Source organism: Glycomyces endophyticus, from assembly GCF_039531525.1.
GTDB lineage: Bacteria > Actinomycetota > Actinomycetes > Mycobacteriales > Micromonosporaceae > Glycomyces > Glycomyces endophyticus.
Genome location: NZ_BAAAQF010000026.1, coordinates 1 through 13,009, shown reverse-complemented (window position 1 = coordinate 13,009; position 13,009 = coordinate 1). Strand labels below are relative to the sequence as shown.

Annotated in this window: 10 protein-coding genes; 5 read left to right on the top strand and 5 right to left on the bottom strand. The window is 72.3% G+C overall.

The genetic code is table 11. From position 1 onward, the window contains the following. Positions 1-108 precede the first annotated feature (108 nt). A complete protein-coding gene (locus tag ABD419_RS22800; protein WP_344491696.1) occupies positions 109-774 on the bottom strand; it encodes a TetR/AcrR family transcriptional regulator in 666 nt (221 codons plus the stop codon). A gap of 14 nt (positions 775-788) precedes the next feature. After that, positions 789-2,390 carry an MFS transporter gene (locus ABD419_RS22795; RefSeq protein WP_344491693.1) on the bottom strand — a complete coding sequence of 534 codons (1,602 nt, stop codon included), beginning with the start codon at positions 2,388-2,390 and terminating at the stop codon, positions 789-791. A 382-nt stretch (positions 2,391-2,772) separates the two neighbouring features. Here ABD419_RS22795 and ABD419_RS22790 point away from each other — a divergent pair, with 382 nt between their 5' ends. From ABD419_RS22790 to ABD419_RS22780, 3 genes are all read left to right on the top strand, one after another. After that, positions 2,773-4,233: a menaquinone biosynthesis decarboxylase gene (locus ABD419_RS22790; protein WP_344491691.1), complete on the top strand. Its 1,461-nt coding sequence runs from the start codon at positions 2,773-2,775 to the stop codon at positions 4,231-4,233. Positions 4,234-4,254: 21 nt separating this feature from the next. Then, the gene (mqnP, locus tag ABD419_RS22785) at positions 4,255-5,148 is read left to right on the top strand and encodes a menaquinone biosynthesis prenyltransferase MqnP (protein ID WP_425556168.1); all 894 of its coding nucleotides are present in this window, start codon (positions 4,255-4,257) and stop codon (positions 5,146-5,148) included. Positions 5,149-5,220: 72 nt separating this feature from the next. Continuing rightward, positions 5,221-6,672: an AAA family ATPase gene (locus ABD419_RS22780; RefSeq protein ID WP_344491685.1), complete on the top strand. Its 1,452-nt coding sequence runs from the start codon at positions 5,221-5,223 to the stop codon at positions 6,670-6,672. Between the two features lie 24 nt (positions 6,673-6,696). Here the strand turns inward: ABD419_RS22780 and ABD419_RS22775 are convergent, their stop codons facing one another. Further along, entirely contained in the window at positions 6,697-7,416 is a 720-nt protein-coding gene (locus ABD419_RS22775) for an NAD(P)-dependent oxidoreductase (protein ID WP_344491682.1), read from the bottom strand. Positions 7,417-7,519: 103 nt separating this feature from the next. On the opposite strand from ABD419_RS22775, the gene ABD419_RS22770 reads away from it, so the two are divergent. Next, positions 7,520-8,194 (top strand): TetR/AcrR family transcriptional regulator, encoded by a 675-nt coding sequence (locus ABD419_RS22770; protein ID WP_344491679.1) that lies wholly within the window; start codon positions 7,520-7,522, stop codon positions 8,192-8,194. A gap of 58 nt (positions 8,195-8,252) precedes the next feature. Here ABD419_RS22770 and ABD419_RS22765 read toward each other — a convergent pair whose 3' ends face one another. Beyond that, positions 8,253-10,151: a serine hydrolase domain-containing protein gene (locus ABD419_RS22765; protein ID WP_344491676.1), complete on the bottom strand. Its 1,899-nt coding sequence runs from the start codon at positions 10,149-10,151 to the stop codon at positions 8,253-8,255. Between the two features lie 89 nt (positions 10,152-10,240). Then, positions 10,241-12,292 carry an acyltransferase family protein gene (locus tag ABD419_RS22760; protein WP_344491673.1) on the bottom strand — a complete coding sequence of 684 codons (2,052 nt, stop codon included), beginning with the start codon at positions 12,290-12,292 and terminating at the stop codon, positions 10,241-10,243. A 295-nt stretch (positions 12,293-12,587) separates the two neighbouring features. Between ABD419_RS22760 and nuoK the strand changes: the two genes are divergently transcribed. Beyond that, positions 12,588-12,902, top strand: a complete 315-nt coding sequence (gene nuoK / locus ABD419_RS22755; protein WP_344491670.1) for an NADH-quinone oxidoreductase subunit NuoK — start codon at positions 12,588-12,590, stop codon at positions 12,900-12,902. Positions 12,903-13,009: the final 107 nt, after the last annotated feature.

Below are 13,009 nucleotides of genomic sequence, written 5' to 3'. Positions count from 1 at the left end.
CGGAGACCGGGCCCCGCGGGACGGCGGGGCCCGGTCGCAATCCCCGCGTGCGACGCGAAGCGGCCCCGGCCGGTCAGATGACCGGCCGGGGCCGCGGAGCGTCCGGGTCTAGCGGCTCCCGCAGAGGGGGCCGCCGAGGCCGCGCAGGAGGTGGTCGACGAACCGCTCGACGGTGTCGTCGGCCTGGAGGTGCGGGTACTGCCCGTAGACGAAGATCGTCAGCAGCGGGCTGGTGAACATCGCGACCGCCAGGTCGAGGTCGAGGCCGGCGGCGACCTCGCCGCGCTCGGCCCAGTGCTCGAAGGTGTCCCGCACGTACTGGCGCCGCAGCTCCACGAGCCGGTCGTGGTGGCGCTTGTACTCGGGGTCCTCGTGGAACACGGTCATCATGCACCGCACGACCTTCATGTCGCGGGGGCCGTAGGTGCGGCGCATGTTGTTGCCGAGGTACACCAGGTCGTCGCGCAGCGAGGTGCGGGGGATCCCCTCCGGGGAGGGGGCCTTGATGCTCTCGAAGGCCGCGGCGATGAGCTCCTCCTTGGAGGACCAGCGCCGGTAGATCGTGGCCTTCGAGACGCCCGAGAGCTCTGCGATGCCCTCGACGCTGACGTCGGTGACGTTCCCGTGCTCCGCGATGAGGTCCAGCGCGGCCTCCAGGATGGACTGGCTCACCGCCTCGCTGCGGGGGCGGCCCTTGGTCGGGGCCGCCGCCGCTGGAGCCGTCGCCGCGGGGGCGCGGTGGTGGGCGGTCGCATCGCGGAGCTCGGGTCGCATGACTCGATTGTCCCTCAGACCTCGACGAGGGCGGGCTCGGCCGCCTCGGCGGGGGTCTCGGACTCGTCGCGGCGGCGCTTCCCGGGGAAGAACAGCGCGATGATGATCAGTCCGGCCACGCCCACGCCGACCGCGGCGAACGCGGTGGTGTGGAGCGCGTTGACGAAGGAGTCGTTCGCGGCCTGGGCGATCTGCGCGGCGGCGTCGGCCGGGATCGCCCCGGTCTCCAGCGCGCCGTACGTGGAGGCGTAGGACTCCTGCGCGGCGGCGGGCAGCCCGGGGGCCGCGTCGGCGATGTGGCCCTGGTAGGACTGGGCCATGATCGTGCCGAGCACGGCCACGCCGAGCGCGCCGCCGACCTGGCGGAGCGTGTTGGCGAGGGCGGAGCCGACGCCGGCCTTCTCCCGCGGGACCGAGGCCATGAGCGTGTTCATCGCGGGCGGCATGAGGTTGGCCATGCCGGCGCCGGTGATGAAGAACAGGACGATGACGACCCAGACGGAGGTGTCGGCCTCCAGGACGAGCGCGGTCACCGCGAAGTTGGTGATGACCAGGAGCATCGCGACGATGCCGACGGTCTTGGCGCCGAACCTGTTGACGAGCGTGTTCGAGAGCGGCGCGAAGACGAGCATCGAGGCGCCGAACGGCAGGAACAGCAGGCCGGTCTCCAGCGGCGAGTAGCCCTTCAGGATCTGCAGGTAGAAGGTCATGAAGAACATCAGGCCCATCATCCCGAAGAAGGTCAGGGTGATGATGGCCGAGGACGCGGAGAAGCGGGTGCTCTTGAACAGCTTCATGTCGAGGGAGGCGTGCGGGATGCGCCGCTCCCAGACGACGAAGGCGGCCAGGACGACGACGCCGAGGGCGATGGTGCCCCAGACCTCGGCGCCGGCCCACGAGCCGGCGTCGCCGGCCTCGATGATGCCGTAGGTGAGGCTGACGAGGCCGATCATGGACAGGGCCATGCCGACGAAGTCGGCCCTGGCCTGGCTGCCCTTGGACTCGGGCGCGAGGATCGCGATGGCGATGAGGCCGAACACGACGATCGGCACGTTGATGAGGAAGACCGAGCCCCACCAGAAGTGGTCGAGGAGCGCGCCGCCGACGATCGGGCCGATGGCGCCGCCGATGCCGACGGCGCCGGTCCAGATGCCGAGGGCCTTCGGGAACTCCTTGGCGGAGAAGACGTTGCGCAGGAGCGACAGCGTCGAGGGCATCATGATCGCGGCGCCGGCGCCCATGAGGGCGCGGTACCAGATGAGCTGGTCGGGCGTGGTGGAGTAGGCCGAGAGCAGGGAGGCGACGCCGAAGACGACGAGGCCGGCGAGGAGCATGCGCTTGCGGCCGATGCGGTCGCCGATGACGCCGGAGGCGAAGAGGAGGCCCGCGAAGACGAGCGTGTAGGAGTTGATCATCCAGGCGAGGTCGCTCTGGGTGGCGCCGACGCCGACCGGGTCGGGTTCGGCGAGGGTCTTCATCGCGACGTTGAGCACGGTGTTGTCGAGGACGACCACGATGAGGCTGAGCACCAGGACGCTGAGGATGGCCCATCTGCGCGGGTGGCCTTGGTCGTCGGAGCCGGTCTCCAGGACCGGTTCGGAACGGGTATCGCTCACAGGGTTTCCATTTCTGCGTTCGCACTGGGGCTGGCAGTGCGGAGATGACGCCGCGGCGCCGATACCGCGGTGGTGATTCGGATTGTGGTGTCGTCTACGTCGACGTTCCGCGGGCGGGACTGGTGACGGCCCGGGCGCGGCTGCCGCGAGATCCCGGGGGCCGGTGGGCTCCGCGGGGCGGCGTGGTGTTCACGACCACGCTACGCCTTTCCGAAACGATACGGTACCGTATCGTTAAGTAGATCACAGGAAATCGTACCGCCGGGGTGGGACATCCCCGCCGAGCGCGAGGAGGCGCGGGCGTGAACGCCGTGCGAAGGACCGTGTTCACTCCGCATCGGCCTCGCCGGACGGGCCCCGCCCCGAGTGGTTGAATGGCTCCGTGGCACCCAAGTTCCCGTACGACGACCTCCAGTCGTTCCTGGCCGCCCTCGAAGCCGACGGCGACCTCAAGCGGATCTCCGCCGAGGTGGACCCCCACCTGGAGATCTCCGAGATCACCCAGCGGGTGGTCCGCGACGGCGGGCCCGCGCTCCTGTTCGAGCGCCCCGCCGGGAGCGACATCCCGCTCGCGATCAACCTGTTCGGGACGACCGCCCGCACCGCGAAGGCCCTCGGCGTCGGCGACCTCGACGAGATCGGGCAGCGCATCGGCGAGCTCGCCAAGCCCGAGCTGCCCGTCGGCTGGGCGGGCGTGCGCGACGGCCTCGGCAAGCTCATGCAGCTCAAGTCCGTGCCGCCCAAGCGCATCAAGAAGGCCCCCTGCCAGGAGGTCGTCTTCACCGGCGACGACGTCGACCTGAACATGCTCCCGGGCCTCCAGGTGTGGCCCGGCGACGGCGGCGTCTTCCACAACTTCGGGCTCACCCACACCAAGCACCCCGAGACCGGCAAGCGCAACGTGGGCCTCTACCGGCTCCAGCAGCACGACGAGCGCTCGATCGGCCTGCACTGGCAGATCCACAAGAACTCCACGGGCCACTACGCCGAGGCCGAGCGCCGCGGCGAGCGGCTCCCGGTCGCCGTCGCGATCGGCCCCGACCCGGTCATGGCCTACGCCGCGACCGCGCCGCTGCCGCCGGACATCGACGAGTACCTGTTCGCGGGCTTCCTGCGCGGCGAGCGCGTCGAGATGGTCGACTGCCTGACCGTGCCGCTCCAGGTCCCGGCGAACTCGCAGATCGTCCTGGAGGGCTGGGCCGAGCCCGGCGAGCGCCTCCCCGAGGGCCCCTTCGGCGACCACACCGGGTACTACACGCCCGTGGAGCCGTTCCCGGTCATGCACGTCGAGGCGATGACCATGCGCCGCAAGCCGATCTACCACACCATCATCACCTCGGCCCCGCCCCAGGAGGACCACGGCCTGGGCAAGGCGACCGAGCGGACCTTCCTGCCGCTCATCAAGATCATGATCCCCGAGATCGTCGACTACGACATGCCGGCGGAGGGGGTCTTCCACAACTGCGTGATCGTCTCGATCGACAAGAAGTTCCCCAAGCAGGCGCAGAAGGTGATGAGCGCGATCTGGGGGCTCCAGATGATGAGCCTGACCAAGCTCATCGTCGTCGTCGACGCCGAGTGCGACGTGCACGACTACCGCGAGGTGGCGTGGCGCGCGCTGGGGAACGTGGACTACTCGCGGGACCTGCTGCTCACCGAGGGCCCGGTGGACCACCTCGACCACGCCTCGTACCACCAGTTCTGGGGCGGGAAGGCCGGGATCGACGCGACCGCGAAGTGGCCCGAGGAGGGCTACACGCGCGGCTGGCCCGAGCCCATGCGCATGAGCGCCTCCGTGAAGGCCACGGTCGACCGCCGCTGGAGAGAGTACGGACTCGGCTGACGCCCGTCCGCCTGAAGAGGAGTGAACGCCGTGACCGCCCTTGCCCCGCGCCCGAACCACGTGAAGGACTTCCTGAAGCTGGTCGCCTTCGAGCACTCGGTGTTCGCGCTGCCCTTCGCGTACCTGTCGACCCTGACGGTGATGGTCCTGGAGGACGCCTTCAGCTGGTGGGACCTGGTCCTGGTGACCGTGGCGATGGTCGCGGCGCGGACCCTCGCCATGGCCGCGAACCGGATCATCGACCGGAAGATCGACGCGCAGAACCCGCGCACGGCCAAGCGCGAGCTGGTGACGGGCGCGGTGTCGCTGCGGACGGCGTACTGGGGCTGCGCGGTGAGCCTGGTCCTGCTGCTGGCCTCGGCGTTCGCGCTCAACCCGCTGTGCTTCTACCTGAGCCCCCTGGCCGTGGCGCCGCTCGTCGTCTACCCGTACGCGAAGCGGTTCACCAACTATCCGCACGCGGTCCTGGGCCTGGCCCAGATGGTCGCGCCCGTGGGCGCGTGGCTCGCCGTCACCGGGACGTTCGCGGGCGTGGGCCCGGCGGTCGTCCTCGGTGCGGCCGTGGGCCTGTGGATCGGCGGGTTCGACCTGATCTACGCGTGCCAGGACGTCGACGTCGACCGCGAGATCGGCGTGCACTCGACCCCCGCCCGCTGGGGCGTGCGGGCCGCGCTCCACGCCTCCTCGGCGACGCACGTGGTCGCCGTGGGCCTGTTCGCGTGGTTCGGGCTGCTCACCGGGTTCGGGGTCCTGTACTGGATCGGCCTGGCGCTGGTCTCGGCCGCGCTGGTCTACGAGCACTCGATCGTGCGGCCCGGCGACCTGTCCAAGGTCAACCGGGCCTTCTTCACCGCCAACGGGTTCGTGGCCGTGGCGCTGTTCGCGTTCGCGCTCGCGGACCTGCTGCTGCGCTGATCTCCCGCATGTAATCATGGTTCATGCAAGTATGCTTGCATGAACCATGATTACATGAAGTGAGGTGCAGCGGTGGACAAACCTTCCTCGCTCTTCGCGCGCGACAGCGAATGGCGCGCCCTCGTCAGGTTCGTGAACAGCCCCGAGCCCGACTTGACCCTGGGCATCGTCAGCGGCCGGCGCCGCCAGGGCAAGACGTTCCTGCTCCAGTCGTTGACCCGGGCCACCGGCGGCTTCTACTTCGCGGCGGAGGAGGCGACCGAGGCGGAATCGCTCGCCCAGCTCGGCACGGCACTCGCCGCCTACCTCCGGACTCCCGGAACGTTCGCCTTCACCTCCTGGAAGGACGCCTTCGACCAGGTGCTGGAGCACTGCCGCGGCCGCACCGTCGTCATCGACGAGTTCCCCTACCTCCTGAGCGCCTCCCCTTCCCTGGCATCGGTGATCCAGCACCAGGTCGACTCGCGGGAACAGCCGTGGAACGACGGCGGCCGCACCCGGCTCGTCCTCTGCGGCTCGGCCATGTCGGTCATGGGCGGCCTCCTGCACGGCAACGCGCCTCTGCGCGGCCGCGCCTCCCTGGAGCTGGTCGTCAAACCCTTCGACTACCGGACCGCCGCGCGCTTCTGGGACGCCGACGACACTCGCCTGGCGATGCTGCTGCACTCGGTCACCGGCGGCACCCCCGCATACCGGACCCGCTTCGTCGGGCACCGGGCCCCGGAATCACTCGAAGGCTTCGACCGATGGGTGGTGGAGCGGGTGCTCGACAAGGAGTCCCCGCTCTACCGCGAGGGGCGCTACCTCATCGCCAGCGAAGGCGGCGTGCGAAGCGCCTCGCTGTACCACGCGGTCCTCGGCGCGATCGCCGCCGGCCGCCACACCCGCAGCGGCATCGCGGAGCACTGCGGACGCCAGGCGTCCGACCTCACCCACGCACTGTCGGTCCTGGAGGACTGCGATCTCATCCGGATCGAGCCCGACGCCTTCAAGGCGAACCGGCACCTGTTCCGCATCGGCGAACCGCTGATCCTCTTCTACGAAGCGGTCATGCGCCCGGCCTGGTCGCGGCTCGAACTCGGCCAGGCCGAAGCGGTGTGGCGCGACAGCGCGCCGACATTCGCCAGCCGGGTCATGGGACCGCACTTCGAACTGCTCTGCCGCGCCTACGCCGCGACGACCGACCGCTTCGGCGCCTACCCCGCAGAGGTGTCCTCGGGGACCTTGACCGACAAGGCGACGAAGTCGCCGATCGAAGTCGACGTCGTCGCGGTGACCGCACCGGAGGCCAACCGCCCCAAGCGCGTCCTGTGCGTCGGAGAGGCCAAGTGGGGCACCCGCATGGACATGCACCACCTGGCGAGGCTCGGCCGGGTCCGCGACCTCCTGGCGGCCAGGTACGACGTGTCCGGGACCGCCCTGGCCTGCTTCAGCGCGGCCGGCTTCAGCGACGACCTGACCGCGGCCGCCGCGAACGACGCCCGCGTCCACCTGATCGGCCCGGACGACCTCTATAGCGAGTAGTCCGGTCGGGGCGGTTCCCGATCGCTATGCGGCGGCCTCGCCCTGGTGGGCGAGGGCCGAGGGGGTGAGGCGGCCGTTGATGGCAGGGGCCTCGCGCACGAGCGAGTCGTCCTCGACGGCGGCGACCATGAAGAGCGCGAAGTCGGTGCGGCGGGTCAGGTTGCTCTCCAGGACCGGGTCGCCGACGTGGCGGCTCCACACCGGCAGGCCCTGGCTCGGGCCCTCTTCGAGGTCCGAGCCGCGCACGACGGTCCAGCGGGTGTCGCTGGCGAAGATCATGTCGGTGGCGCGGTACTGGTCGGCGATGTCGACGAGGCGCGTGATCTTCATGAACCGGGCGAAGGCGACGGCGGCCTTGATGCCGCGCTTGTAGCGGTCCCGGCCGTCGCGGGTGATGTGCCAGCCGCAGGAGTAGACCAGGCGGGCGCCGGGCTTCGCGAAGTCCATGACGGCCTTGGCCGTGCCGGAGGCGTAGTCGTGCACGCCCCAGGGGACGAGGACGGTGAGGACGGCGTCGCAGCCGTCGACGGCGCGCGCGATCACCTCGCGGTCGTTCGTGAAGGCTCCGTGGACGGTGATGCGACCGGCGTAGTCGGCCAGCTTGTGGACGCTCTTCTCGCGGCAGACGCCGACGACCTCGTAGCCGCGGTCGAGGGCGTGCTTCACCATGTAGCGGCCGAGCTTCCCGGACGCGCCGACGATGCAGACCTTCTTGCCGGCCCCGGTCTGCGGGATGAGTTCCATGACGTGCTCCTCAGTCGAAGGGTGCTTGCTCCTTTACACTGTACAGGAAAACTGTACGGTGTAAAGTACAACCGGCCGACCGGCCGCCGAACAGGAGGAACCCGTGACGGACGAACCCGCGACGACGTCGGCCCGAGGCTCGCTGAGCAGGGAGAAGGTCCTGGCCGCCGCGGTCGGGATGGCCGACGAGGCGGGCGGCGCGGTGCCGAGCACCCGCAAGCTCGCCGAGCGCCTCGGGGTGCGGGCCATGGCGCTCTACCACCACTTCAAGAACAAGGACGAGCTGCTCGACGGCATGGTCGACCTCGTGTTCGCCGAGGTGGAGCTGCCGGAGCCGGGTTCGCCGTGGCGGGAGGGCATGCGGCTGCGGGCCGGCTCGATGCGGGCGGCGCTGGGCCGCCACCCGTGGGCGGTCGGGCTCATGGACTCGCGGCTGAACGCGGGGACGGCGACGCTCCGCCACCACGACGCGGTCCTGGGGTGCCTGCGCGAGGACGGGTTCTCGGTCGCCGGTGCGGCCCATTCGATCTCGCTGCTCGACAGCTACGTGTACGGGTTCGCGATCCAGGAGGCGGCGCTGCCGTTCGACGCCGCGGGCGGCGACGACATGGAGGCGCTCGCCGCGGGAATCATGGCGCAGGCCGCCGAGGCGTTCCCGTACCTCGCCGAGATCGCGGTGGAGCACGCCATGCGGCCCGGGTACGCCTACGGCGACGAGTTCGCGATCGGCCTCGACCTCGTCCTCGACGGCATGGAGCGCAACCGCGCGGCGTGGTGAGACGGCGGCGGCCCGGCGGCCCTGAGAGGCCGCCGGGCCGTTCATCCGAGGAGTAGGGCTAGAAGGCCGCGAGGTTGAGGCTGACGAGGACCGCGGCGAACGCGAGGCCGCCGAGGACCACGAGGCCCTGGCCGGTCGCGGTGCGGGCCGTCCACTGCCGCTTCGCGGCCGCGGCGGTGTAGAGGACGAGGACGGCGGCGGCGAGCCCGACCGCGGCGTACGACAGGCCCAGGACCGCCGGGAGGACCCCGGCGCCGGTGACGACCTGCTGGACGAGCAGGTTCCCGTCGGCGACGGCGGTCGCGAGCAGTACGAGCACGGCGGCGGCGGTGCCGCCGAGAAGCCATGCGGCCCAGGCGGTCGCGGTCCGCAGGGCGGGCTTGCGCTCGCCGCGGCGGAAGGCCCGCGCGATCCCCGTGGCGGTCAGGGCGAGGAACCCGGCGGTGAGGACGAGCGCGCCGAAGGCGAGGGCGGCGAGGTGGAGCGCGGTGGCGTCGTACCAGGGGACGGGCTCGTACGCGGTCGTCGGGCTCATGCTGGTGAGCAGGTACCCGTCGGCGGTGAACGCGATGGTCGCGGTGCCGTCCTCCTCCTGGAACAGGCCGTCGCCGACGGGGGTCCAGTGCTGCTCGGCGACGGCCGGGTCGCCGGAGAGGCCGGTGGTGGTGAGCCCGCCGCCGGCGGCCTCGACGGTGACGGGCGAGAACACGCGGGTCAGCTCGGTGAAGTCGGAGCGGGTGGTGCGCACGCTGGTGTACTCCCCCGCGTAGGCGTCGAGGTCGTCCTGGGCCGCTTGGCGTTCGGGGGCGGCGGGCAGCGCGCCGAGTCCGGCGAGGACGTCGTGGACGATCGCCTCGGCGGCGGCGACGGTGGCCGCGGCGTCCTTGCCGTCGCCGTTGACGGCGACGTGCACGGCGACGCCGAGGTCGGGGACGACGGCGAGCGAGGTGTGGAAGCCGGAGAGGTCGCCGGCCTTGAACCAGACGCCGTCGCCGGGGCCGGCGAGCTCCTGGAAGCTGAAGCCCATGCCGGGCATGCGGTCGTCCATGCCGGACTGCCGGGTGGTCATCTGCGCGGCGACGCCCTCGCCGAGCCGCGGGTCGCCGGTGGCGAGCGCGGTCATGAAGGCGCTCATGTCGTCGGCGGTGGTGAGGACGCCGGGTCCGGCGGGGGTCGCGGGGGCGAGGCGGCCCGCGGTGGGGACCTGCCGGCCGTCGGCGAACCGGTAGCCCTCGGCGGCGTCGGGGCCCTTGGCGGGCTCCTCGCGCACGGCCGCGGTGTCGTCCATGCCGAGCGGCGCGAACACGTGCTCGGCGACGTAGTCGGCGTACGGCTGCCCGGAGGCGTCCTCGACGAGGAGGCCCGCCAGGGCCATGTCGTAGTTGTTGTAGGCGGTGACGGTCCCGGGTGCGCGGAGGCGCTCGGGCATCTCCTCGGCGGCGAACTCGGCGAGGGTCGGCATCTCGCCGGGCTCCCAGCGGGCCCAGCCGGCGATGCGGTCCTCGAACCCGGAGGTGTGGGTGAGCAGGTGCCGCAACGTGACCGGTTCGCCGGGGAACGTGTCGGGGACCTCGACGTCGGTGAGGACGTCGTTGACGTCGGCGTCGAGGTCGAGGGCGCCCTCGCCGACGAGCCGGAGGGCCGCGGCGGTGGTGAAGAGCTTCGCGACGGAACCGGTGTAGTACGCGGTGCCGGTGGTGAAGTCGGCCTCGCCGACGACGGCTTCGCCGTACGCCGCAGTGAGGACGGGTTCGCCGTCGACGACGAGCGCGGCCGCGGCGCCGGGGACCTCCTGCTCGGCGAGGAGGTCGGCGATGCGGGTCTCGACGAGTTCGGCCGCGGTGCCGGTCTGCGCGGTCGCGGCCGGGGCGGGGCCGGGGTGGGCGGCGACGGGCGGGGCGAGGAGCAGCGCGCTCGCGGCGAGCGCTGCGACCAGGAGGGGCGCGGGCTTGTGCATGCATTGAACGGTATTGGCGCGCAGGCGTTCCCGACATGAGGTAGCCGGGCCGGTCCGTGGTGGGGCAGGCCCTACCTCGGCGCGCGGTCCTACCAGCCGGTGCGCTCGCGGACCAGGTCCTCGACGAAGGGCGCGAGGGTCGCCGCGTACGTCGCCGTCAGGTGCGAGTGGTCGCGGAAGGTGAGGACGTTGCCGATGACGGCCGGGCAGACCCCGTCCGGGCACACGTGCTCCACCAGGTCACCGAACTCCACATTGGATGTCACGTCGGGGTAGGCGGCCGCGGGGTCCGCGGCCGACCTGGAGCTGTCCACGTCGGTGGTGCACGCCGCGACCGCATGCCGCTCAAGGCACTCGGGCAGCGGCTCGTCGAGGCGCGGCAGGTCCCGCAGGGCCAGGACCTGCACGCCCTGCGCGTCGAGCTGCGCCCAGCGGTCGGCGAACCCGGGGTAGGTGTTCTCGCCGGAGGGGAACGCCCGCGACGACAGGGTGACGACCAGGTCCGGGCGCAGCTCGTCGAGGACGTCCACGGCCTGCTCGTTCCACTCGGTGCACGACGCGGCCTCCTCGGCGTCGTCGTTGCGGGACGGCTCGGTCGAGAACTGGCAGCCGGACTTGGTGAGCGACACCAGGCGCCAGCCCGCGTCCAGGGCCGCGTCGTGGAACGCCGGGAACCAGTGCGCGATGCGCGAGCCGCCGACGATCGCGACCGTGTGCTCGGCGTCCGGGTCCCCGAAGAAGCAGGGCACGGCCTCGCTGCCGTCCAGGCCCGCGTCGCAGCCGTCGGCGTAGATCCGCGGCAGGTCCTGCACGTTGTCGAGCGGCGGGATGAACGGCGCCTCCTCCAGGGCCGCCGCGAGCGCCGGATCGGCCAGGACCGCCCCGCCCGGGTACGTCTCCCGGTCGGCGGCCAGCGCGGCGAGGTCCGCCACCGCGGACTCGTGGCGCTGCCAGTGCGCGTGCTGCGCCGCCAGCGTCAACGCCAGGACCGGGACCGCGAAGGCCGACGCGGCCGCGAGCGACCGGCGGCGGCCAGGGCGGCGCTTCGCGAACGCGTCCACGCCGCCCTCCACGAGCCGCGTCGTGGCGGCCGCCAGCACCAGCGCGGCCGCGAGGACGGCGGCCCCGCCGGCGAGCGTCGCGGTCTCGCGGCCGGTGCGGTGCAGGTACACCGCGAGGATCGGCCAGTGCCACAGGTACAGGGCGTACGACCACGCGCCCAGGCGCATCAGCGGCCCCCAGGTGAGCAGCCGGTCCGCCGCGTACGGCAGGCCGGTGGTCCCGGCGAGGAGCACGCACGCGGCCGCGCCGACCGGCCACAGCGCGATCGCGCCGGGGAACAGCCCCGACACGTCGAGGAGCGCGCCGCACGACAGGAGCGCGGCGAGCCCGAGCCAGCCCAGCGGGACCCGCACGGCCGCCGGCAGGCGCAGGTGCGGCAGGGCCATGGCGAGCACGCCGCCGAGCGCGAGCTCCCACAGCCGCGCCCCGGTGTCGAAGTACGCCCACGCCTGCCGGGTCCCGGTGGTGACGACCGAGTACGCCAGCGACACGGCGACCACCATGGCGCACAACAGGAGCACCGCTTCGCGCAGCCGCACCCCGCGGGTGCGGACCAGGAGCACCGCGAGCGCCGTCAGGGCGATCCACAGGAGGTAGCACTGGCCCTGGATCGACAGGGACCAGAAGTGCTGGAACGGACTCGGGGCACCGTCGCGGGCGACGTAGTCGACGGCGCGGGCCGCCAGCGCCCAGTTCTCGTAGTACAGCAGGGAGGCGGCGGCCTCGTCGAGGACCACGGCCCGCCGCGAGAGGGGCAGCCACAGGTACGCGGCGGCGAGCGTCGCCGCGACCACGACGGCCGCGGTCGGCAGGAGCCGGCGGGCGAGGCGCGCCAGGAAGTCGGCGGCGCGCACGCGCCCGGTGCGCTCCACGGACCGGACCAGCGACCCGGTGACGAAGAAACCGGTGAGGAACAGGAAGACGTCGACGCCGCCGGAGACGCGTCCGAACCAGACGTGGTAGACGGCGACGAGGAGCACCGCGACCGCCCGCAGGCCCTCGACCTCGGGTCGGAACCCGGAGTCGCGGCGGGCCGGCGCGGCAGCGCGGACTGGGGACTGCGTGGCGGTCGCGGACATCACATCACAAAGGAGGGTCGGGTACCCCGGCAGCGTAGAGACGCCCCGCGTCCCCGCGCCGACACCGCGGGGCCCCTCCGGTGTCCGGCCGGTGAATCCGCGGTGAACCGGCCCTCCGCGGGCGGCCCCGGCGGGGGGCGAGGGGCCGGTGGGGTCCCGGGGGCGCGTCGGGCGCCCCGGGCCCCGCGAATGCCGGATCGACACGGGCCCGGGTCTGGACTTTCGCAGGCCGCGTGGTCCAAGATGGGGCCATGTGGCCCCGATCGACCGATCCCCACCCCGCGGGGAGGATCCAGTGCATCCGCTGATCGGGTACCTGATCGCCGTGGGCCTCTTCGCGATCGGCCTCTACGGGGTCCTCACGCGGCGCAACGCCGTCCTTCAGCTCGCCGCCGCCGAGCTCATGCTCGGAGGCGTCCACCTCGTCCTGGTCACCACCGACCTCGTCGCCGCCTCGCGCACCGGGCAGAGCTTCGCGCTGTTCATCGTGGTCATCGCCGCCGCGGAGGTCGGCGTCGGACTCGCGCTGGTGCTCAACCTGTGGCGCGAGCGCGCGTCGATCGACACCGACGCACTTCCCGAAGCGGACGAGGCGGAGGCGCACCGGTGACCGCCTTCGCCTGGCTCCTCATCGCGGCCCCGGCCGCCGCCGGCCTCGCCGGGCTCCTGGTGCGGCGCCGGGCGGCCGCCGCCGCCCTCGCCTTCGCGGGCCCGGCC

Coding starts and splice junctions, on each gene's coding strand:
- ABD419_RS22800 (WP_344491696.1), bottom strand. CDS start 774: ATGCGACCCGAGCTCCGCGATGCGACCGCCCACCACCGCGCCCCCGCG.
- ABD419_RS22775 (WP_344491682.1), bottom strand. CDS start 7,416: ATGGAACTCATCCCGCAGACCGGGGCCGGCAAGAAGGTCTGCATCGTC.
- ABD419_RS22765 (WP_344491676.1), bottom strand. CDS start 10,151: ATGCACAAGCCCGCGCCCCTCCTGGTCGCAGCGCTCGCCGCGAGCGCG.
- ABD419_RS22760 (WP_344491673.1), bottom strand. CDS start 12,292: ATGTCCGCGACCGCCACGCAGTCCCCAGTCCGCGCTGCCGCGCCGGCC.